The organism is Flavobacterium sp. M31R6 (assembly GCF_013284035.1).
In the GTDB taxonomy this organism is placed as follows: domain Bacteria; phylum Bacteroidota; class Bacteroidia; order Flavobacteriales; family Flavobacteriaceae; genus Flavobacterium.
Genome location: NZ_CP054141.1, coordinates 1,766,490 through 1,790,426 on the forward strand (window position 1 = coordinate 1,766,490; position 23,937 = coordinate 1,790,426).

16 protein-coding genes are annotated in these 23,937 nt (G+C 34.7%); 7 read left to right on the forward strand and 9 right to left on the reverse strand.

All coding sequences use genetic code 11. The annotated features are described in order from the left end of the window. Nucleotides 1-224: 224 nt before the first annotated feature. Nucleotides 225-2,858, forward strand: a complete 2,634-nt coding sequence (locus HQN62_RS07225; RefSeq protein WP_173503853.1) for a valine--tRNA ligase — start codon at nucleotides 225-227, stop codon at nucleotides 2,856-2,858. Between the two features lie 68 nt (nucleotides 2,859-2,926). Here the strand turns inward: HQN62_RS07225 and HQN62_RS07230 are convergent, their stop codons facing one another. From HQN62_RS07230 to HQN62_RS07265, 8 genes are all read right to left on the reverse strand, one after another. Next, a complete protein-coding gene (locus HQN62_RS07230; protein ID WP_173503854.1) occupies nucleotides 2,927-4,252 on the reverse strand; it encodes an APC family permease in 1,326 nt (441 codons plus the stop codon). Nucleotides 4,253-4,399: 147 nt separating this feature from the next. Beyond that, nucleotides 4,400-4,948, reverse strand: a complete 549-nt coding sequence (locus tag HQN62_RS07235; protein WP_173503855.1) for a PepSY-associated TM helix domain-containing protein — start codon at nucleotides 4,946-4,948, stop codon at nucleotides 4,400-4,402. A gap of 90 nt (nucleotides 4,949-5,038) precedes the next feature. Continuing rightward, entirely contained in the window at nucleotides 5,039-7,273 is a 2,235-nt protein-coding gene (locus tag HQN62_RS07240) for a TonB-dependent siderophore receptor (RefSeq protein ID WP_173503856.1), read from the reverse strand. Nucleotides 7,274-7,474: 201 nt separating this feature from the next. Then, nucleotides 7,475-8,611 (reverse strand): PepSY-associated TM helix domain-containing protein, encoded by a 1,137-nt coding sequence (locus HQN62_RS07245; RefSeq protein ID WP_173503857.1) that lies wholly within the window; start codon nucleotides 8,609-8,611, stop codon nucleotides 7,475-7,477. A 61-nt stretch (nucleotides 8,612-8,672) separates the two neighbouring features. After that, nucleotides 8,673-11,042, reverse strand: coding sequence for a TonB-dependent siderophore receptor (locus HQN62_RS07250; RefSeq protein ID WP_173503858.1), 2,370 nt, complete (start codon nucleotides 11,040-11,042; stop codon nucleotides 8,673-8,675). A gap of 205 nt (nucleotides 11,043-11,247) precedes the next feature. Further along, complete coding sequence (locus HQN62_RS07255; protein ID WP_173503859.1) at nucleotides 11,248-11,736, reverse strand: DUF6265 family protein; 489 nt, start codon at nucleotides 11,734-11,736, stop codon at nucleotides 11,248-11,250. A gap of 141 nt (nucleotides 11,737-11,877) precedes the next feature. Further along, the gene (locus HQN62_RS07260; RefSeq protein ID WP_173503860.1) at nucleotides 11,878-14,181 is read right to left on the reverse strand and encodes a DNA topoisomerase 3; all 2,304 of its coding nucleotides are present in this window, start codon (nucleotides 14,179-14,181) and stop codon (nucleotides 11,878-11,880) included. A 298-nt stretch (nucleotides 14,182-14,479) separates the two neighbouring features. Continuing rightward, nucleotides 14,480-14,956: a nuclear transport factor 2 family protein gene (locus tag HQN62_RS07265; protein WP_173503861.1), complete on the reverse strand. Its 477-nt coding sequence runs from the start codon at nucleotides 14,954-14,956 to the stop codon at nucleotides 14,480-14,482. Nucleotides 14,957-15,616: 660 nt separating this feature from the next. Between HQN62_RS07265 and prfA the strand changes: the two genes are divergently transcribed. From prfA to HQN62_RS07290, 5 genes are all read left to right on the forward strand, one after another. Further along, nucleotides 15,617-16,693, forward strand: coding sequence for a peptide chain release factor 1 (prfA, locus tag HQN62_RS07270; RefSeq protein ID WP_116795805.1), 1,077 nt, complete (start codon nucleotides 15,617-15,619; stop codon nucleotides 16,691-16,693). Between the two features lie 135 nt (nucleotides 16,694-16,828). Beyond that, nucleotides 16,829-19,030 (forward strand): DUF5723 family protein, encoded by a 2,202-nt coding sequence (locus HQN62_RS07275; protein WP_173503862.1) that lies wholly within the window; start codon nucleotides 16,829-16,831, stop codon nucleotides 19,028-19,030. Between the two features lie 113 nt (nucleotides 19,031-19,143). Further along, entirely contained in the window at nucleotides 19,144-19,998 is an 855-nt protein-coding gene (pyrF, locus tag HQN62_RS07280) for an orotidine-5'-phosphate decarboxylase (RefSeq protein WP_173503863.1), read from the forward strand. Between the two features lie 64 nt (nucleotides 19,999-20,062). Further along, nucleotides 20,063-20,857 (forward strand): ABC transporter substrate-binding protein, encoded by a 795-nt coding sequence (locus HQN62_RS07285; RefSeq protein ID WP_173503864.1) that lies wholly within the window; start codon nucleotides 20,063-20,065, stop codon nucleotides 20,855-20,857. A 358-nt stretch (nucleotides 20,858-21,215) separates the two neighbouring features. Then, nucleotides 21,216-22,001 carry an alpha/beta fold hydrolase gene (locus tag HQN62_RS07290; protein ID WP_173503865.1) on the forward strand — a complete coding sequence of 262 codons (786 nt, stop codon included), beginning with the start codon at nucleotides 21,216-21,218 and terminating at the stop codon, nucleotides 21,999-22,001. Between the two features lie 340 nt (nucleotides 22,002-22,341). On the opposite strand, the gene HQN62_RS07295 is transcribed toward HQN62_RS07290, so the two are convergent. Then, nucleotides 22,342-23,064: a DUF4197 domain-containing protein gene (locus HQN62_RS07295; RefSeq protein ID WP_116798353.1), complete on the reverse strand. Its 723-nt coding sequence runs from the start codon at nucleotides 23,062-23,064 to the stop codon at nucleotides 22,342-22,344. 193 nt (nucleotides 23,065-23,257) lie between these two features. Between HQN62_RS07295 and HQN62_RS07300 the strand changes: the two genes are divergently transcribed. Beyond that, nucleotides 23,258-23,914 (forward strand): VOC family protein, encoded by a 657-nt coding sequence (locus tag HQN62_RS07300; RefSeq protein ID WP_173503866.1) that lies wholly within the window; start codon nucleotides 23,258-23,260, stop codon nucleotides 23,912-23,914. Nucleotides 23,915-23,937 lie beyond the last annotated feature (23 nt).

Sequence of the window (23,937 nt, forward strand, 5' to 3'; positions counted from 1 at the left end):
TAAATATAGTATGTTTTAATTAATGCACAATTTTTTATTTCCCTTTTTATACTGTGCTTAATTATTTACTTTTGTGCTTTATATCAGTATCAAAAATCAAACCAAAGTAGAAAGGTTTACTCGTTTAACTGTTGAATCGTTTGTTTAATTCAGATAAACGAGCAACAAACAAATCAGCGAATAAACGATTAAACGAATAAACAATCCAACGAATCCACAATAAAATGACAATTTCCGCACAATTTGACGCTAAAACTATCGAGAATAAATGGTATGCGTATTGGATGAAAAATAATTATTTTCATTCGGAGCCAGACCATAGAACGCCTTATTCCATTGTAATTCCACCACCCAATGTAACTGGAGTGTTGCACATGGGGCACATGCTCAACAATACAATTCAGGATGTATTGATTCGAAGAGCACGTTTAAAAGGTTTCAACGCTTGTTGGGTTCCAGGAACGGATCATGCTTCTATTGCTACAGAAGCGAAGGTAGTTGCTAAATTGAAAGCGGAAGGAATTAATAAAAATGACTTAACCCGCGAAGAGTTCTTGAAACATGCTTGGGAGTGGACTGACAAATATGGTGGGGTTATTCTTGACCAGTTAAAACAATTAGGTTGTTCTTGTGATTGGGAACGCACCAAGTTTACTATGGATCCGGATATGTCTGCCTCTGTAATTAAATCTTTTGTTGATTTATACAATAAAGGTTTGATTTACCGTGGATATAGAATGGTGAATTGGGATCCTGAAGCCAAAACTACTTTGTCTGACGAAGAAGTTATTTATGAAGAACAACAAGGGGAACTATATTTCCTAAAATATAAAATTGAAGGAAGCGAAGATTTCTTGACAGTTGCAACTACACGTCCAGAAACTATTTTTGGGGATACAGCTATTTGTATCAATCCAAATGATGAACGTTTTACACATTTGAAAGGGAAAAAAGCAATTGTTCCTATTTGCGGTAGAGTGATTCCTATTATCGAAGATGAATATGTAGATGTTGAGTTTGGAACAGGTTGTTTGAAAGTGACTCCAGCTCACGATATGAATGATAAAACACTAGGGGAGAAACACAATTTGGAAATTATTGATATTTTCAATGATGATGCTTCGCTGAATAGTTTTGGATTGCACTATCAGGGCAAAGACCGTTTTGTGGTTCGTACCGAGATTGTAAAAGAATTAGAATCAAATGGTGCTTTGGCAAAAACCGAAACACATCTTAATAAAGTTGGAACTTCGGAAAGAACCAAAGCGGTGATTGAACCTCGTTTGTCTGATCAATGGTTCTTGAAAATGGAAGATTTGGTAAAACCTGCAATACAATCAGTTTTGGTTGATGGGGACATTAAATTGCATCCAAAACGTTTTGATAACACGTATGCACATTGGTTAAACAATATTCGCGATTGGAATATTTCCCGTCAATTGTGGTGGGGGCAACAAATTCCAGCTTATTATTACGGAGACGGAAAAGAAGATTTTGTAGTTGCCGAAACTATCGAAGAGGCTTTGAAATTGGCGCAAGCAACCACGAACAATAAACAATTAACCATAAACGATTTAAAACAAGATGTTGATGCACTGGATACTTGGTTTTCTTCATGGTTGTGGCCAATGTCGGTTTTTGGTGGAATTATGGATCCGGAAAGTGAGGATTTCAAATACTATTATCCAACCAATGATTTAGTAACTGGTCCAGATATTTTGTTTTTCTGGGTTGCGAGAATGATTATTGCCGGTTATGAATATACAGGAAAAAAACCTTTTACGAATGTGTATTTAACCGGATTGGTTCGTGATAAACAACGTCGTAAAATGTCTAAATCTTTGGGTAATTCACCTGAACCTTTAGAATTAATTGAAAAATTTGGTGCCGATGGAGTTCGTGTAGGATTGCTTTTGAGTGCTTCTGCGGGTAACGATATTATGTTTGACGAAGAATTATGCAATCAAGGAAAAGCATTTTCTAATAAAATATGGAATGCTTTCAAATTGATAAAAGGTTGGGAAGTATCTGACGCGATTCCACAACCGGAATCTTCTAAAGTTGCAATTGAATGGTATGAAGCTAAGTTGCAACAAACACTTTTGGAAATCGAGGATAACTTTGGGAAATACAGAATTTCAGATGCTTTGATGGGAATTTACAAATTGGTTTGGGACGATTTCTGTTCTTGGTTCTTAGAAATGATCAAACCAGCCTACCAACAGCCGATTGACAGCGTAACTTTTGCGAAAGCGATAGAAATGTTAGAAAATAACATGAAATTATTGCATCCATTTATGCCTTTCTTGACAGAGGAAATTTGGCAAATATTGGCAGAAAGAACAGCTGAGGAAGCATTAATTGTTTCGACTTGGCCAGAAATGAAACCTTTTAATGCGCAATTAATTACTGATTTTGAAAACACTATCGATGTGATTTCCGGAATTAGAACAATTCGTAAGGACAAGAATATTCCATTTAAAGATACTATCGAATTGAAAGTGGTAAACAATGATAAAGCTTCAACTTATTTTGATTCGGTTGTGACCAAATTGGGGAACATCACTTCATTAGAATATGTTTCGGATAAAGTAGATGGAGCGTTGTCATTTAGAGTGAAATCGAATGAATATTTTATTCCAATCACTGGAAATATAAATGTTGAGGAAGAAATCGCGAAACTTACTGCTGAGTTAGTATATACGCAAGGATTCTTGAAATCAGTTCAAAGTAAACTTTCGAATGAGAAATTTGTGAACGGTGCTCCAGAAAAAGTTTTAGCAAATGAACGACAAAAAGAGGCTGATGCACTTTCTAAAATTGCTACGATTGAGCAGAGTTTATTGAGTTTGAAATAATAACTGCTTTTTTTAAAAATATAAAATCCCAATACTGAAATTTTCAGGATTGGGATTTTTTAGTTTTGCTATTTATTCTTTTTATTTCTGTGATCTAGCACTAAAAATAACGGATAGGAAATTAACGTAATAGTTAAAATGATAATAAAGTTTTTGGTGTCACTATAAATGAAACCAATCAATAGCCCGGAAGTTGCGATAATTGCAATTAGCGTTGACCAAGGATACCAGCGTGAGCGATAGGGTCTGAGTAAACTGGGTTCTTTAGATCTTAATTTTATTAGGGAGCAATAAGCTAATCCCCAAACAATAACGGACATGAAGGTTCCAAATGAAAATAATACCTCAAATGAACCGATGCTAATCAACAGTAAACTAAATAATGAAGAAATTAAGAGTGTTACTATTGGAGTACCGCCTTTGTTGATAGTTGTTCCTTTTTGAAAGAAAAAACCATCTCTGCTCAAACCATACAGTATTCTTGCAGGGATCATCATGTAGGCATTAAGAATGCTAATTAAAGATAATATGGCGATTACGGTTACTATAATGGCTCCATTATTTCCAAAAACTACTTTGGATACATCAGCCGCCGCCAAATGGGAATTTGCCAATGAAGCAACGGGTAAGACGTGGAAAAAAGCAATGTTGATTAATACATAAATTAATATCACGAGTATGGCTCCAGTATATAATGATTTGGGAATGTTTTTGCTTGGGTTTTTATCTTCTTCGGCAAAAAAACAAACAGAATACCAACCGTCATAAGTACCAATGATGAGTTGTAGTGATTTGAAAAAGCCAAACAAAATCCCTATTTCAAAAAAAGAACTGTTTTTTTCGATGGGATTTAATTTTACTCCCGAATACATAAAGCAAGCTACTATTAATGCCACAAAACAAATGACTTTAATTAAACTGGTTATTTGCTGAATCAGACTACCGTTTTTTACTCCGCTGATATGTATTAACACAAATCCAATTAAAAAGGCAATAGCAATGACTGTTGAGTAACTTTCCAAATTTGGAAATAAAATAACAATATATTCGCTAATAACGATGCAGTAAAAAGCAGGTGGAACCACATTGGTTATATAATCAAACCATCCTGATATAAAACCTGCATACTCTCCAAAAGCTCTTTTGATGTAGTTGTAGGAACCACCAGCTTTTGGTAACATTGTTGCTAATTCGGCATAGGAATTGGCGCCAATTAGAATATATAATCCTCCAAAAATCCAACAGATAATTATAAGCCAATAATCATTCAACATTCCTGCAATAGCGCCAGGAGTACGAAGAATGCCAACACCAATTGTACCTCCAATTAAAACAGCAATATTAAAACTTAACCCTAGACTTTTTTTTAATTGGTTCTTCTTGGTTTCTGTCATGCTTTTATCTTTAAGTTTAGGAATCGATTAGTTATAATTAATTTTGGGAATACTATCAAATATAGTTAAAATACACTTCCTTTTACAAAACAAAAAACCTCGTTTATTGCTAAACGAGGTTTGTAAGTTTGTTGTAAATGGAATTTTTTATCCAAACAAAATCAGGAATAGCAAAGGGAACACAACTCCCGCAACAGCAAGTTTCCATCCTCTATTTTTCCAACTGAATTTCCCTGCCTTAATCATAATAGTTCCTGTTAAGGCGATGGTGATTAAACTCAAAGCAAAAATATCAGAATAGTAAATCCAAAAATTGGAAGTATTTTTGTGTAATTTCATTGCTTGACTGATGATTGGGGTTTTGATAAAAGAAACAATTTCACCTTTGCCCGTTTCCATATCAATCTCTACATCGTGATTCTCAAATGACATTTTGAAGGTTCCTTTTTTGGTCATTTGACGTCTGAATTTGTCGTCGATTCCTAGTTTTTTACCTAGATCTTCGGCAAAGTCGTCGTTGATTTCGCTTTCAGCTGGGAGTTTTACTTCAATGGCTTTTGTTTCGGTACTGTATTTTTCTGGATGCCAAGATTCTCGGTGGTTCATCATTAAACCTGAAAAGGCGAAGGATACAATAAGACCAATATAAAAGTAGCCTAAATCACGGTGTAAGTTTCTGAAATTAATTTTCTTCATAAGAATTCAAAATTTGTTTTTAAATGGAATATACAAATTAAAGCTGTATTTGTAAAAGTTAGACGCTTTCTATATCAAAAGGTTTAATTTTTAAAAGGCGTAATTTAAAGTTATAGCATAATTTGTTGGAGCAATCGGGTTTACGCTATTATCATCGTGAACATTGTAGCTCAAAGCATTAAAGATGTTACTCAATTTAGCTCTAATAGTGATTTGTTTGAATTGGTATCCAACTGTCGCATCCGATTGGAAATATTCTGGTAATTTTACCGGTTTTCTTGGATCTGTTGGCGTAGTAATATTTGTAGAACGTCCTGCATATCGAACACCAACGTAAGAATTGATCAATCCTAAATTTAATCCTTTTAGTTTTCCGTCTTCAAAATGATAGTTGAAATTCAAGTTGGCCGTATTTTTAGGCATGTATAAAATTTGACTTCCCACGATATAAATATTACTATCGGTGTATTTTATTTCGTTAAAACTATAACCACCTAGTATAGATAATCCTTTTGCAGGATTCGCAACCAAATCAATTTCTACTCCTTGACTTTTTGTACCACCAGCCAATTCTTTGTAAGTAGCATCAATCAATGACGTTTGGGCTAAGTTGTTATTCTCAATTTGATATGCAGTTACATTTGCAAATAATCGACCATCCCAAAACTCATTTTTTACACCAACTTCATATTGTTTAATTGTTGATGGAGCCAAAGCTTCTTTGGTGAAATAATCCAGCCCTGCATTTGGTACAAATGAAGTGGAATAGCTGGCAAAAATAGAATGGTTCTTATTAGGTTGTAAAATTAAGCCTAAACGTGGAGAAAAGGCATCATCAATTTGTTTAGAGATTACTCTTTTTTCGGCAACTGGTTTTGGGTTTACTACTGGGTAAGTGTAAACATCACTTGTTGTTTCCTGATAACTGTATCGTAATCCTGCCAGTGCTTTGACATATTTGTTGATACTAATTAAATCTTGGGCAAATACACCGATTCGCTGTACTGGAGCTTTGGTCAATGTAACTTTATCCATTGTTGGAATGTCATTTCTTGCTGTCGATAGATCGGTAGTGAAAATGTTTATGGTATCGTATTCATTTTTATATGATTTCAAAGGATTTTTATACGTTGAAGCCAAGGTTTCTGTTTTGTATTTGTCTTGGTCTGCACCAAAAAGGACTTGGTGATCGATGTTCCAAGTTTGGAATTTTCCTTTTGCATTCAGTTCTTGCAACCAGTAGTTGTCTTTTGCCTCCGAGCGCTGCAAGCCCATTGTCCAATCTCCGTTAGCTTTCATTGAAGTAATCGGGGAGTTTGGTCTTGTATTGGCAAACAAATCGGTTTCGTAAAATCTATTGGAATTAATAAATGATAAGTCCCAATTTTCAGACAATTGATGCCTCAAAGTAGCGGTCAAAGAAGCTTGTTCTGATTGGATTTTACCCCATAAAACTCCAACAAATCGGCTTCTTGGCAGATCAACCAATTCATAATTGATAATTCCTGCTCCAAAATCGGGAGTTCTAATGTCTTTTATATAGTCTGCTTCTACCAAAAGAGAAGTTTTATCATTGAAATTTACCAAAAATGACGGATTAACATATTTAGTTTCTGAACTTACCCCAATTCTAAAGCTATTGGCTTGGGTGTTGGCACCATTCATACGGAATGCTACTTTTTTACTATTTCCTATTGGCCCAAAAACGTCAAAAGTGGTTTTATATAAGTCAAAACTTCCGATTCCTACAGATGCATCAGCACCAAAATCGAATTTAGGTTTTTTGGTAACCAAATTCAAAACCCCACCAGCAGTAACGTTTCCAAATAATATGGCGGCACTTCCTTTTAAGAATTCTGCTTTTTCAATTCCACTCATTTCGGTCGGCATTCCATTAAAATAGCGAACACCATTTTTGAACGTATTTGAACTCCCCATTGCATATCCACGAGAAGCAATTTCTTCTTGATAACCACCAGAATTTCCCATGATATAAACTCCGTTGGTGTTTTTTAACAAATCAGACATGGTTGTGATTTGTTGGTTTTCTAATGTTTTCTGAGTGATTACTTGTACGCTTTGAGGTAAATCCATTGGTTTGATTCCAGATTTTCCAACACTAACAGGATTTTTTCTTTGATTAGCTGTTACAATAACTTCTTTCAGCACTTGCCCTTTTCTGTTTTTAACAGTATCGGTGGTAGATTTTATAGAATCCGAAGAGAAATAATATAAATCGTTATTATCTGTATTGCTCGCGACTTCTTGGGCTTGACTGTTGAAACAGAATAATATAAAAGTGAAAGGGAGTAAAATATATTTCATGATGTTTATTTGGAATAATTAAAAATAACGACGCAAATATAAATACACATTTTGGATTCGACAAACTTATTTAGACTAAATATGAATAATATTTTAAAATAATTTTAACAATCCTGAATGTCAGTATTTTGAATAAAATAATCTTGCTTTTTAGGGCACGATTTTGAGTTTGAAATGATTTTTTTTGTTTTTAAAAGCTTCTTAATGAATAGTGGATTCCCATTTTGCTTTCTTATTTCGTCCCCACCAAATATAAAATCCTGAAATAGGAAGCGTGGCAATAAGCAAGCTGATTAAAAAAGCGAATATCTTTCCGGCAAGTCCAAATACTGCTCCTGTGTGAAGGTCGTAGTTCATGCGCATCAATTTATCGGGTGCGTCAGCATTATTATATTTGCCGTAAATGTGTTTTACCTCTTTTTCTTCCAAAGTATATTGGTCAAAATAGCGGTAATCGGTTTTCCAGAAGGTTCCTTCCTCAGGATTGGCGTTGGCGGCAATAGCGGTACTGTCATTTTCTGGCGGATGTACTTCAATGGATTTTGCCGTTGGATATTCTTTTTGCATTAATGCCCAAATTTTATCCAACGACTTGCTTGAAGCGGTTGTCTTTTTTGCTGAAACTGGGTCTTCGTAAATCAATGATTTTTCCCCTCCATATATTGTGTAATACGAGTAAGCAAACCACTGAAAACCCCAAACCAAACCAGTAATTGCAAAAATAAGCGCAATCAAAAGCACATAAAATCCAGTGACATTGTGCAAATCATAGTTTTTGCGTTTCCATTTTGTATCTTTTTTCCATTTGAACTTAAAGCGCTGTTTGGCCGCATTTTTGTTTCGGGGATACCAAAGATAAAGCCCAGAAAGCAGCAGTGTGAGAAATACTAGTGTGAATGAGGCAACAACTGGCTGTCCAATTTCAGGTGGTAGCCAAAGATAGAAATGTCCGTCGAGGATGAATCTGAAAAAACCTTCGTCCATATTGGCCGTTTCCAGTACTTTTCCCGAATAGGGATTTAGGTAAACAATATGATAATAAGTAGGTTCATAATGGAAAAATATAGCTTCTGCAGATTTCATGGGGCCATTGTATTTAATGGCATGCAAAGCTTTACCCGGGAGTTCTTTTTTTGCAATTTCTTCCAATTGCGAAGGAAGGAGAAAAGGTTTATTCTTTTTTTCGACAAAACGGTATTCCTCGGTACTATTTTGTATTTCTTCCTGAAAAGCATACAAACAGCCCGTAATGGCAATTATAAATACAATTATGCCCGAAGATAATCCGAGCCATAAATGTAGTTGCCCAATCAGTTTTTTTAAGCTATTATTTTTCATTAAAAAAGGATAAAACTCCCCACCTTAATGAGGAGTTTAGTTAAACAAAACAAAAACAATCTTAGAATTTATAACTTACGGTTACTCTTGCATTAGTACCTGCTTCCGCTTGCCAGTAGTACATATCGGTATAGCTGTAATACCCTCCAGAATACAGATATTTGTTGAGTATGTTGTTAACAATAAGGTTTATATATATTTTCTTGATTTGATAAGATACACCTCCATCCAAACGGAAATAATCAGGTAGTGAAGTAGTGTTATCAGGCGAAATATACCATGGAGCTCTTCCTACCTGATATTGGTATCCTAATGAAAGACCCAATCCGTTAAATAAGCCGTTATCTATTTTGTAATTTAGCCAGGTATTTTGAATATGTTTTGTACTTCCAGGAATTTGATTTCCTACCATATTTGGGTCGGTATCTTTTGTAGTTTTTCCTTCTGTGAAAGCATAGTTTACAACAACATCTAAGTTTTTAAAGATTTCTCCTCTAATGTCCGCTTCAAAACCTTTAACTTTTTGCTGACCATTTTCTTTGCTAAACTGCTTAGCTGGAGTAGAATGTTCAGCATCTAATGTAAGAACATTATCTGTGGTAATTTGATAAGCTGCAAAAGTAGAATTCCATTTTCCGTTCAACCAGTCTCTTTTGAAACCTAATTCTAAATTTGTTCCGGTTTGAGGATTAAAACTTTTTCCTTGCCAATCGCTTCCATAATTTTCTGTAAAAGACTCATCTCTTACAAAATAGGCAGATGTATTTTTGTCAATAGAATAACTCAATCCAATACGCGGCGTAAATTTTTCGTTTTTTGAACTACCAGAATATACATCACCAGCTTTTAGTATAGTATATCTTCCAGCCAATGTTAAGCGAAGTGAATTATCTAAGAATCCTAATTCATCCTGTGCGTAAAAACCTTTATAGTTATTATAATATTTTACGCCTCTGTCTTTTATGTCCTTACTTCTGTCAAATTTTGGTGATTCTGCAATACCATGTACAGGATTGTAAATGTCTAAGTCAGGTAAAGTGAAATATTGTGACCAATCATGATAATAGGTTTTATCACTCATATCCAGACCTCCTAATATTTTGTGTGAAACAGATCCAGTTTGTGCCTGACCATTTACATAAGCTTGTCCAGTATATATTTTTCCTAAAATATCCCAGTTTCCACCAGCTCTTTTAAGAATGGCATCATTGTTAGGATCAAAACCGGCTGGCCATAAAGACATTCCTTCTTGTTCGTAATTTAAGTACGAACCTTGAGCAGTAATTTTCCATTTGTCGTTTATGCTATGTTCAAAAATACCCAAAAGGCTTCTTTCCAGCATTTGTGTAGGATCTAATTCTTTCTCTGATGTAGTAAAGCTTCTTGGTAATTCTTCGTAACCATTTTTGGCATATACATAGTTGCTACCAATTGCATTTACTTTAGAGAATTGCTGCGTATATTCAAGCGTTGCAGAAGTTTTGTCTGTAAATAAATATTTTAATACGGGTGCAAAAGTATAGCGGTCATTAAAATCAAAATCGCGGTAACTGTCTTTCTTTTCTCCCATAGCATTGAAACGGTACAAAAGTTTTCCGTCTTTAGTCAATTTACCGTCTAAATCCAATGTTCCTCTGTACATGCCATAGCTTCCCAAAGACAAACTTGCCTCACCTTTGTTTCTTCCGCTTGGTTTTTTGGTTACCACATTATAAAAACCACTTGGATTTCCGTTTGATAACATAAATCCTGCGGGACCTTTTACAAATTCAATACGTTCTACCATACTCATGTCTTCCGTCAGCGGACCCCAAGTTGTACTCACGTTCATACCATTTCTAAAAGCAGCAACTTGGCTACCTCTCATCGTAATATTGGCGTAATTATCCCAATGCTCTACACGTGTGGCTCCACTCACGTTGCGGGTTACGCCTTCAAGCATATTATTGATTTGTTGGTCTTGAATTAGTTTTCCTGTTACAACCTGAATATTTTGTGGGATTTCGATAATTGGGGACTGCAAACGAAGTGAAGATGAAACACGATTGGTTTTAAAAGCACTTTTATTGCTTAAAACAACCACTTGGCTCAATTCGTTATTGGATAAAGAAAGATTGATGTCTATAGTTGCAGTTTCTCCAGCTACTATTGTTATGCTTTGTTGGACATCATTGTTACCGACTAATGTCACTATTAAAGTGTAATTATCTGCCGGTATGTTTTTGAGGGTATAAACACCGTTGTTATCGGCGATTGTTGTTCTGTTTAATTCTTTTATTGTAACCGAAACTCCTTCTGCGGGTTTATTGTCACTGGTTTGAACAGTTCCTTTTAGGCTTCCAATGCTTTGCGCAAAAGAGCTGGCTGTGGAAATGATAAATAGACATAAGAACAATTTTAATAGGGGTAATTGTTGATTCAAATATTTCATAGATTAAGGTATAAAGTTTTTTAATGGTTTATTATTATTTAGAATAAATAAAAATAATGCAAATGTAAAAATTATACTTAATTTAACTATATTTATTTAGATTAATTATAAATAAAAAATTTAAGTCAATGATTTATGGGGTTTTAGAGCATAAAAAAACCTTGCTATAAAATAGCAAGGTTAGTATTTAGTAAGATAAAAGTTGTTATTTAGCTATTGAATCTTTTTTCATTCCGAATTTTTCCGAGCTTGGTTTCCCGAGTTGAACTCCAGAAATGGATGTGACAAGGCTGTCTTTGTTAATTAGTGTATAGGTTATCTTTTGTGGATAGTCATGTTTTGGATTTTCAAAAACCAATTGTTTTTGGGTTTTGGTCGTGAGTTTAAATGCAACAGCTTTGTTCTCATTTTGTCCTTTTACTGTGGCGTTATAGAATAAGTCTTCTCCTTTTTGCTGTAATATTATGGATTCAAAATGCAAAGTGTCTTTGCCTTTTATGAAAAAGGATTCGGCTTGAAAAGTACTGTCGTTTAGTTGCTTCCAATTCTCGGAAAGATCACCATCAGCTGTTTTGGTGCTCCATTTTCCAAGTAACCAGTTGGCCGTTTTTATTTGGTCTTTCTCGGTTGCTTCAGAGTTTTTACAGGAAACTATGGCTAATAAAAGCAGTAAAAGAGTTATTTTTTGAAACATTTGCGTGAATATTTGGTGTTATTTTGAATGAGCTAATTTATGAAAAAATAGAATAGAAAGATTTTAGATTTTTGATTAACGATTTTTGATTTTAGATATTTTGACTTCTTAAATCAAAAAACGTTAATCAAAAAACAGCAATCATTTTACGCTTTCATTCAAAATAGAATAAACCAGTTCTTTAGTAGGTTTTTGATCTTTCAGTTTTTCTCTAACCACATCAAAAGTTACTTTAAAATCACAACCCAATTTATAATCACCACAACCATAAGCGGTTTTTCCTTTCAAGACTGTTCCTTTTTTGCATTTTGGACAGGCTAATTTATCTTGTGATGTTTTCTCAGCTTTCTCCGTTGTTTTCTTTGGTTCTAATATCAGTTTGAAATTTTCATCAAAGCGGAGCAAACCTTCCACAATTCCGGCATCGGTTTTAAAGTCTTTCAAATTTACGGTAGATCCTTTTTGAAGCAATCGCAAGTATTGGTTCTCGGATATTTTTTTCTCCGCAAAAGTATAAGGCAATACAAAAGCGCAACCCACTTTATAATCGCCACATCCATAAGCGGACTTTCCTTTTATAAGCGTGTTTTTTTTACATTTCGGACAGATTTCTGCCAAAATTCCTGCCGCTTTCTTTTTCTCAACTTTGATGGCTTCTTTCTGAACACTTCCTTCGTGTGAAATATTGGCGCGTCTGGTTTCACTTCGCACTTCATAGACCAAAGCTTCTACCATCTGTTTCATGTTTTTGATAAACGCACCAGCGGTAAATTCTCCTTTTTCAATGTCTTTCAATTGCTTTTCCCAAGAACCCGTCAATTCTGCTGATTTTATTAATTCATTCTGGATAGTGTCAATCAGTTGAATTCCAGTTGGTGTTGGCAAAACCTGTTTTTTGTTTCGAACGATGTATTGGCGTTTGAAAAGCGTTTCGATAATATTGGCTCGTGTTGATGGACGACCAATACCATTTTCTTTCATCAATTCGCGTAAATCTTCATCGTCGACTTGCTTGCCCGCGGTTTCCATGGCGCGCAATAAAGTCGCTTCCGTAAACTGATTGGGCGGTTTGGTTTCTTTTTCCAAAAAGGAAGGTACGTGTGGGCCTTTTTCACCCACGACAAAACTTGGCAATATATCGGCTTCTTTTTCTTTGGCGTTTGGGTCTTCAAAAACTACGCGAAATCCTTTTTTCAAGATTTCTTTTCCAGTTGTTTTGAATAGTACATCGGCAGCTTTTCCAATTACTGTAGTGTTGGCAACCAAACAATCGTCATAAAATACGGCAATAAACCGTTTCACAATAATATCATATACTTGTTGCTGGTTGTATTGCAAATTGGATTGTACGCCTGTTGGAATAATAGCGTGGTGATCGGTTACTTTTTTATCGTTGAAAACCTTAGGTGATTTTTTAATCTTTTTTTCTAAAAGTGGTTGGGTTAATTCACTATAATTCGTCAATTTTTGCAGAATACCCGGCACTTTCGGATAGATATCGTTTGGTAAAAATGTGGTATCTACTCTGGGATAAGTGACTACTTTTTGTTCGTATAAGGTCTGAACAATTTTAAGCGTTTCATCAGCTGAAAAACCAAATTTTTGATTACAATAAACTTGTAAACCTGTTAAATCAAAGAGTTTAGGAGCATATTCATTACCATTCTTTTTTTCGACAGAAACAATTTCGAACTCACTTTCCTTGACTTTGTTGGCTAAAACTTCACCGTCTTCCTTTTTCAGAAAACGTCCTTCTTCATAACTGAAAAGTGTCTCTCTATATAATGTTTGCAATTCCCAATACGGTTGAGGTTTGAAATTCTCAATTTCTTTAAATCGGTCAACGACCATTGCCAAGGTTGGCGTTTGTACTCTTCCAATGGACAAAACTTGTTTGTATCCGCCATGTTTTACAGTATATAAACGAGTAGCGTTCATACCGAGTAACCAGTCGCCAATGGCTCTGGAAAACCCTGCGTAATATAAATTATCGTAGTTGGCTGATGGTTTTAGGTTTTCAAAACCCTCTTTGATAGCTTCAGTGGTTAGGGACGAAATCCATAGGCGCTGTACTTCACCTTTATAATTGGCTTCATTCATCACCCAACGCTGAATCAGTTCTCCTTCTTGACCGGCATCCCCGCAGTTGATGACCAATTCGGCTTTGTCAAATAAACCTTTTACGATTCTGAATTGCTTTTGAATCCCTGAATTCTGAACCACTTTGGTCTCAAATTTCTCGGGAAGCATGGGCAGGTTGTTCAAGTCCCAACTTTTCCAATTGGGTTTGTAATCGTTGGGTTCTTTTAAGGTGCATAAATGTCCAAAGGTGTAAGTGACCTGATAGCCATTGCCTTCAAAATACCCATCGTGTTTGGTATTGGCTCCCAAAACGGATGCGATTTCGCGTGCTACACTTGGTTTTTCGGCAATACAGACCTTCATTTTCTCCTACTGATTTGAAGGCGCAAATTAGGAATTTAGAATTTGGTATTAAAGAGAAATTTTACGGAGTTATAAACGGCTACGACTAAGTCATTGCGAAGAACGAAGCACATGAGAGAAGCGAACGGAGCGATAGTTAATCATATTTGGTATTTTCGTTCCGATAATTTGTTGGGTTTTGCTATTGATCGTTAGATTGCTTCGTTCCTGACATGGACTTTGATTTCAGGTTTGTATTAGGTCCGCAACATGTGGGGCGAAGTCGGGAGACTTCGCAGAGCAAAGCCGCATGCCCATATTAATTTTTTGGCATTGGTGGAGGTGGAGGAGAATCTTTTGAAATAGTGCCTTGCCAGCTTGTGTACATCCATTTCCCTTTTTCTCTGACAAATATAGCGGTGTATAAAAATTCGACAACATATTTTCCATCGAAAAAGACTTGACCTCTCCCATTAATAATCCCAACATTTCCATAAACCCTTATTTTTTTGTCAAAGAATTTAGTTGTTCCCATTTCAAACATCTTGAGGCGTTCAGTATCCGCAAGGCTCTGTTCTTTGTTAGCAACAACTCCGTCGGCGTTAATGGTAAAAAAATCATCAGAAACGTCAGTTTTGAAATAACTGTTAGCGTGTGTAAAATTTACATTCTGAAACATTTTTGTTTCAGCATCCTCCAGTTCTTTTTTTAAGGATTCAGAAACATTTTTTTGAGCATAACTAATAGGTGAAAATAGTATAACACACAAAATTAAGAGAAGTTTAAAACCATTCATCGTCTGCGTTTTTAAAGTTAGTTAGTATTAAATCTAAAAGTAAAAACTAAAACTGTATAAAATGAAAAATAGTAATAGTATAAGTGTCTAGTTTTTAACTGATTAAACAAAATTAATGGATTTGATTTAGAAAATGTATTTTTTGAAAAAAAAATAAACATATTAGGTTGATATTTAGTATTATACGGTGAATTTACTTTGTCTGCTTGCTGTAGCCCAGATGTGAGACATGTACATAAAGATTAATTTTTTGCAAATAAAAAAAGCTACAAATAATGTTTAGTTGTAGGTTTTTTGGGTTGTGTATTAGCTTTGTTGCTAATCGTTGCGGGCAGGGATTATAAATCCGCGCAATCTTGGTGTACAATTGGAATGGGAAGGTATTAGTGTGATTTAGTTTTGGCTATTCCGAGAATCTGCTCGTGATAGAGGGTGAATTTGCAAAAATGTAAATTAACTTGTTGTCTTGAGTTTGAAAAAGTAATACCATTCTTGGGTTGTAGAAATTGCTAAAAAGAACAATAAAAATTGAATACTTTTTTTTGTACTTTTGCAAACCGAAAGGAATGAATGTTTTTTAGAAGATAGAAAATATAAATTACAACAGTTCATTTAGCCTTTTGGCAAAAATAAATAGACAAGAAATAAAGAAATATACAGATGTTAGATAGACTTCAATATGTAAAACAGCGTTTTGACGAGATTTCGGATTTGATTATTCAACCGGATGTTATCGCTGATCAAAAACGGTATGTGCTGCTTAACCAAGAGTACAAAAGTATTAAGAACTTGGTTGAAAAGCGTGAAGAATATATTTTGGTATTGGCCAACATAGAGGAAGCCAACGAAATTATTGCTGACGGAAGTGATGCCGATATGGTGGAAATGGCCAAAATGCAGCTTGACGAAGCCAAAGAAAGATTACCGCAACTGGAAGATGAGATTAAATTTATGTTGATCCCTAAAGATCCAGAAGATGCGAAAAACGTAATGGTGGAGATTCGTGCCGGTACAGGTGGGGACGAAGCCAGTATTTTTGCAGGTGATTTGTTCCGTATGTACACTAAATACTGTGAAGGACAAGGATGGAGAACATCGGTTGTGGATATGAACGAAGGTACTTCGGGAGGTTTCAAAGAGGTGATTTTTGAGGTTACAGGTGAAGATGTTTATGGTACTTTGAAGTTCGAAGCAGGTGTTCATCGTGTGCAGCGTGTTCCGCAAACGGAAACTCAAGGTCGTGTGCATACATCGGCAGCGACGGTTATGGTACTTCCGGAAGCGGAGGAATTTGACGTACAAATCGATATGAACGATGTTCGTGTGGATTTCTTCTGTTCATCAGGACCTGGAGGACAATCGGTAAATACTACGAAATCGGCAGTTCGTTTGACGCACATTCCAACTGGATTGGTGGCGCAATGTCAAGATCAAAAATCGCAACACAAGAATAAAGATAAAGCTTTGACGGTTTTGCGTTCTCGTTTATACGAAATGGAATTAGCCAAAAAACAAGCTGAGGATGCTACCAAACGTACATCTCAAGTAAGTTCTGGTGACCGTTCGGCTAAGATTCGTACTTACAACTATGCTCAAGGACGTGTTACTGATCACCGTGTTGGGTTGACATTATATGATTTGGGTAACATCATGAATGGTGACATCCAGAAAATTGTTGATGAGTTAGCATTAGTTAACAACATGGAAAAATTAAAAGAAGCAAGCGAAGTTTTCTAAAGCTTGCCCAGTTTATTTTACAAACACTTAATTGGATACAACCAATTAAGTGTTTTTTTTGTGGTTTATCCATATTAAATGAATTAAAATCTTATTAAAACAATCATAATACTATATTAACCTTAAATCAATTTGATGAAAAAATCTTTACTATTTTTAATTGTTCTATTTTCAATTGCACAGGCAAATGCCCAATCTTATATGGGTTATATTCCTGATAATTATGCAGGAGTGCAGGGAGTACTTTTTAATCCGGCTTCTATTGTTGACTCTCGTTTTAAAACAGACATTAATATATTTTCGACTAGTAGCTCTTTAAACAATGACTACTATGGTCTAAGTTTATTTGATTTGTCGAAAAGTTCTTATGATGTCAATAAGGAAGGGAAAAGAACACCAACTAAAAATAATGGAGGGATTGTTTATTCTGATGTGATGGGACCCTCATTTATGTTTAATATAGCTCCAAAACATGCGATCGCTATTTATACAAGAGCCAGAGCTATCATAAATGCCAATGATATAAATGGAACATTATATGATCAATTAAAAGATGGTCTGGATGATGCATCCAGTTTTAATATTAATGTTGGAAATCCAAATGTCGTGGGACATACTTGGGGGGAAGTAGGAGCATCTTACGCTGCTGTTTTATGGCAAAGTAAACAACATTTTCTAAAAGGTGGTTTTACTGCCAAATATTTAATTGGAGGCGCAAATTCTTATATTAATGGAGAAAATGCCACAGCTGCTTTTATTCAGACCAACGATCCTGCAACAAGTAGCTTGATAACTACAGGAAGCCTTACCATCGGAAGTAATCCGGATTTTATTACTGGAGATGAGGATTTTAAATTTGACCCTAATTCAAGAGGGTATGGTGCTGATTTTGGTTTGATTTATGAGTGGAGACCTGATTATGAGTCTTATAATTTGGACAATGCCAAAGCTGTTGACAATAATTTTAGAGACTTGAACAAATATAAATTGCGTTTTGGTTTATCGATAACTGACATAGGTTCTATTAAATACAATAATTTAAAAGAAGATTTTTATAATATTAACGGGGTGGTTACTCAACAGGATATTGATGATGCTGATAATTTAGGAGATTTTTTGGAAACTCATTATGGAACTCCTACGACAAGATATTTTACAAAAAAAGCCAATTTACCTACGGTAATGCATGTTGATGCCGATTGGAATATGTATAAGAAATTCTATTTGAACTTAAATGGAAATCTTAGTTTAGTAGATAAATCTGCTCTGGGTAAAACGAGTTCTGCAAATACTTGGATTTTGACGCCACGTTATGAAACAAGATGGTTTACATTCTCTTTACCTATAAATTATATGGAATATAGCGGAATACAAGTTGGTACTGGATTGCGTTTTGGACCTTTGTTTGTTGGTTCTAGTTCTTTAATTACTAATGTGTTTTCTAAAGAATCAAAAGCGGCTGATGTTTATTTTGGTTTCAAAATTCCGGTATATGAAAAGAAATTTAAAGATACTGATGAGGATGGAATCTTAGACAAAAATGATTCTTGTCCAACTGTTGCAGGTCCTGTTGAAAACAAAGGTTGTCCATGGCCAGACAGTGATGCAGATACGGTTGTCGATAAAGATGATACATGTCCAACCGTTGCAGGTCCAGTTGAGAATAAAGGATGTCCATGGGGTGATGCTGATAAAGATACTGTTTTGGATAATATTGACTCTTGTCCAACTGTTGCGGGGCCTGTTGAAAATAAAGGTTGTCCATGGCCAGATACTGATGGAGATTCAGTGTTGGATAAAGACGATAAATGTCCAAACGAAAAAGGATTGGTTGCCAATGCAGGTTGTCCTGAGCTAGATGCAGATAAAGATGGTGTTGTTGATAAAGAGGATGAATGTCCTACTGTTCCTGGACCAGCAAGCAATAAAGGTTGTCCTGAAGTAACCAAAGAAACGCTAAAAGAACTTAAAGTTCAGGCAAGAGCCGTATTTTTTGTAACTGGAAAAGCGGTTTTACAAACAGCTGATAAAGGACAAACAGACGGAAGATTGGATGCGATTAAAGAAATTATCAAAAACTATCCAAATGCAAAATTCTCTATCGAAGGACATACGGATAGTGTAGGTAATGCTAAAGCGAATCAAAAACTTTCTGAGGCTAGAGCCAAAGTGGTTATGGATGCGTTAATTGCAAAAGGTGTTAATCCAGAAAATCTAACGTATAAAGGATTTGGAGCTTCCAAACCTGTTGCCAGCAATAAAACGGCAAAAGGAAGAGCTGAAAATAGAAGAACCGAAGTAATACATGTTGGGACAATATACGAAGGAAAATTATAATTTTTTAATTCTAAAAAAAGCCGTTCTTAATTGAATGGCTTTTTTTATTTTTGCATGCCGCTAAGAATAAAATTATTTCCCATAAATAAATAGTGATTTAAAAATAAATAGAGATGACAACACAAGAATTAATCCAACAAATTAAAATTAAAAAATCATTTCTATGCGTAGGTTTAGATGTGGATTTAAATAAAATTCCAAAGCATTTATTGGAATTGGAAGATCCTATTTTTGAATTTAACAAAGCTATTATTGATGCTACCCATGATTTGGCTGTGGCGTATAAACCCAATATTGCATTCTTTGAAGCATACGGAATAAAAGGATGGATGTCATTGCAAAAGACTATTAATTATATCAATGAAAAGCATCCTGAAATTTTTACGATTGCCGATGCCAAAAGAGGCGATATCGGTAATACTTCATCGATGTATGCCAAAGCTTTTTTTGAAGATTTAAATTTTGACAGTGTAACAGTTGCTCCTTATATGGGGAAAGATTCAGTTGAGCCTTTTCTAGCTTTTGAAAACAAACATACCATTATGTTGGCGTTGACATCAAATGAAGGTGCTTTTGATTTTCAAACCTTAATTGTTAATGGAACCCGAGGCGAAGCCGAACGGAGCGAAGCTAAAGAATTGTACAAACATGTATTGGAAACATCCAAAACTTGGAAGAATTCTGAAAATCTAATGTACGTAGTTGGCGCTACTAAAGCTGAATATTTTACCGAAGTTCGTAAAATTGTCCCTGACAGTTTCTTGCTTGTTCCTGGTGTTGGTGCACAAGGCGGAAGTCTTTCTGAAGTATGCAAATACGGAATGAATGACAATGTTGGATTGCTAATCAATTCTTCACGCGCCATTATTTATGCTTCGAATGGAACTGATTTTGCAGATGTAGCCAGAAACGAAGCCTTGAAAATGCAACAAGAGATGGAGGAAATTTTAAAGGGTTTAAATGTTTAAGAGTTTAATTCGTTTAAAAGTATAAAACTATTTAAACTTTAAACAAAATTAAACAATTCTTAAAATGAAACAATTAACGGACCAACTCGGTATTACCCACACTTTTGATTCTTCTCCCAAGCGAATCGTTTCTCTTGTGCCTTCCCAAACCGAATTGTTATATGATTTGGGTTTGGAAGACAGAATAGTGGGAATTACCAAGTTTTGTGTGCATCCCTATCATTTTAAATCTACAAAAAAAATCGTAGGCGGAACAAAGAAAGTGCATTATGATAAAATCCGTTCGTTGGAACCGGACATTATCATTTGCAACAAAGAGGAGAATACCCATGAAATGGTCGAAGAGTTGCGTAAAATTTGCCCAGTTTGGGTAACCAATATTGTTACTATCGAAGATAACTTTCAAATGATAACCGACTTTGGTCAGATATTTGATAAGAGAACAGAAGCTAGGAAATGGAATGATAAATTGGCTTTTGCCTTGAGCGATTTTAAAAATTTCATCAATGATATTCCGATTAAGAAAGTGGCTTATTTTATTTGGAAAGACCCTTACATGGTAGTGGGTTCGGGAACTTTTATAGATGAATTATTAAAGTTGAATCATTTTCAAAATCATTTTGCTTCAAAAGAACGATATCCTGAAATTGAACTTGAAAAAATGGAAACGGAAGGTGATTTGGATTTGATTTTGCTCTCATCAGAGCCGTTTCCTTTTAAAGCGGCGGACGGTTATGAAATTGCCAAATCTACCCATAATGCCCAAGCCGTTTTGGTGGACGGAGAAATGTTTTCCTGGTACGGAAGCCGATTGCTTAAGGCCTTTGATTATTTTAAATATTTGCATAAGAGCATTTAATTTTAACCGTATAAGAAATATAAGTTCATTTAAGTAGGATGTAAAAACGATAACTTATATTTCTTATATGGTAAACTTTTTGTGCTTTTCTAATGTTTCGGGATATTTTGTTTTTTTAGATGATAGTAAAAAAAGCAAAATGTTTCCCTTTAGCCCCGGGTGAAGTGGAAATCCTCCCGATTTTTATTCGGGAGATTGTAACGGAAAACGGGACGATGTTTCTAAAAATGCCTAATCTTTCTGCTCCAAATCAATAATCGAATTCAGATAAAAATGTCTTGAAAGTCGCTTGAGAACACCCAGAAATCTAAATTAAGTCTGAAAAAGAACTATATTTGCCAAATAAAAAAAAAGCTAAGTGATTAACTATACAGTATATAAGAACGAGAACAGCGATCAATGGGTCACTTTTGTGCATGGCGCTGGAGGAAGTTCATCCATTTGGTTTAAACAAATCAGGGATTTCAAAAAAGACTACAATATTTTGTTGTTGGATTTGAGAGGTCATGGAGAATCCAAAACAACTTTGAAAACGGCCTTCAAACAGAAATATACTTTTTCGGCTTTAGCCAATGATATTCTGGAAGTTTTGGATCATCTTAAAATTGAAAAATCACATTTTGTTGGAATTTCATTAGGAACAATCCTCATCAGACAATTGGCAGAAATGTATCCGGATAGAGTGCAAAGTATGATTCTGGGTGGAGCCATCTTAAAAATGAATTTCCGTTCCCAGATATTAATGCGTTTAGGAAACACTTTTAAATATGTATTGCCTTATTTGGTTTTGTATAAGTTTTTTGCTTTTGTTATAATGCCTAAAAAAAGTCACAAGCAATCACGATCACTTTTTATAAATGAAGCCAAGAAATTATATCAAAAAGAATTTATCAAGTGGTTTAAATTGACTGCTGAGATAAATCCAGTACTAAAGTGGTTCCGTCAGGTTGAATTGAATATCCCTACGCTTTATGTTATGGGAGAAGAAGATTATATGTTTTTGCCGTCAGTTCGTAAAGTTGTCGAAAGCCATTATAAATCATCCAAGTTATTCGTAATTGAAAATTGTGGACATGTGGTCAATGTAGAACAGCCTAATGCTTTTAATTCAGCTGTTTTGTCTTTTATACATAGGGCCAAATAAAATCAAACTTATTCTAAATAAAAAATGCCTGCACCATATAGATGCAGGCAATTTTATAACTAACCAAAACCAAAGTAATAAATAACCAGTTTATTACATTGCAAAGATCAGCATAATGTTTATTTTTTGTTGTTAAGGAACTGTTATTACTTTTTCTTGAAAAGTTAAGTTTTGTATTTTAATTTTAACACATTAAAATTTTGATTTTTCAAAAACAGAACTAATTGATTATCAGTATTTTTTTGATTTGGTTTAAGATTGACATTTTTGAATTTTAAAAAAGCATAAAAATCACTTTAGCTATTGTTATTTAAATTGATATTGCCATTGTGACCCAATCTTACTTCTTGTCCTGTAAAGCAAAAACTTTTTTCAACACATCCGAAGTTCTGGCATTCAAATTGGTTCGGATGTTTTTTTCTTCAACAGTAATCATTTTGAAAACTCCTTCCAATGCTTTTTTGGTTATGTAATCCGTAAGGTCTGGATTTACTTTGGTAACAAACGGTATGGTGTTGTATTGCTTAATTATATTTGACCAAATCACATCAGCTCCAACCTTACCAATCGATTGTTGAACCACTGGGTTAAACTTGGCGTAAAGCGGTGTTTCTGTTGATGACTGCAAATAAACCGTTGCGGCATTTTCTTTACCCAGCAAAATACTTTTGGCATCGGTTATAGTGATATTTTTGATAGCCGAAACAAATATGGGTGTTGCTTCTTTTACAGCATCTTCAGCGGCTCTGTTCATAGCTAATATTCCTTGATCGGCCAATTTTGACATTCCCATCTTTCTCAGCGTTCTGTCCAGTTTGGCTAATTCTTCGGGCATTAGAATTTTAACTGCATCATTTTTATAAAAACCATCGGTAGCAGTAAGTTTTGATACTTGTACGGTAACCCCTTTGTTAAGGGCTTCTTTTAGACCAGCAGCTATATCTAAGCTATTATTTGATTTCGTTACAGCATTGATTTTTTCGGATGCTTTTGTCAGTATGTCTTTGAATTGTGCATTGCTGATTGCAGGTAGGATAAGGAATAGGAATAGGGCCTTTTTCATTTTATTTTTAATTTTTTTCAAAAGTAGACAAACAATATTTACTAATGAAAAGCAATTTCCCAATGAAATGCTAAAAATGATAGACATCGTTTGCAATAATCGCTTGGTTTTATTTATTATATTTGTAATGTGTTGAAAAATAGATGTTTGTGTTTTTTTTTTTTTTGAGTTGGAATAATTGCAATTTTAAAAAATGAAGATACTGGAATTGGGATTACTGTCGGATGATGTTTTAGAAACGGAAGCTTTTTATAATCAAGTTTTGGGATTGGATACTTTGTATAGAGATCACTCCTCTGTTTCATTCCATGTAGGCGCCACTAAACTGACTTTTCATACTTCCCAAAATGTAAAACCGGTTTATCATTTTGCTTTTGATGTGCCAAATAACAAGCTTATTGAAGCTTTTTGTTGGATAGAAAGCAAAACCGAAATAATGTATGTTATTCCGCCCGATAAAATTGCCGATTTCTACAACTGGAATGCCAAGTCTTTTTATTTTTATGACAATAACGGGAATATTCTGGAGTTCATTGCGAGAAATGATTTAGATAACGCTTCACAAAATTCATTTGATGGCAAATCCATTCTGTCGGTTAGTGAGATGGGATTGGTTTCCAAAAATGTTGCAGCACAATGTGATGAACTATTTGAGAAATATGGATTAACGCCTTATTCAAAGCAACCCAAATTACCCAAGTTTATTGTTTTGGGAACTGTAACGGGAATTTTTATCCTTGTGGAAGAAAACAGGGATTGGTATCCAACAGATAAGAAATCAAAATCATTTTGGACAAAAATAGTTTTTAATCATGAAGGAGAAACTAGAGTATTGGAAGTTTTAGAATAAATAAAATCAAAATAAATGTAATA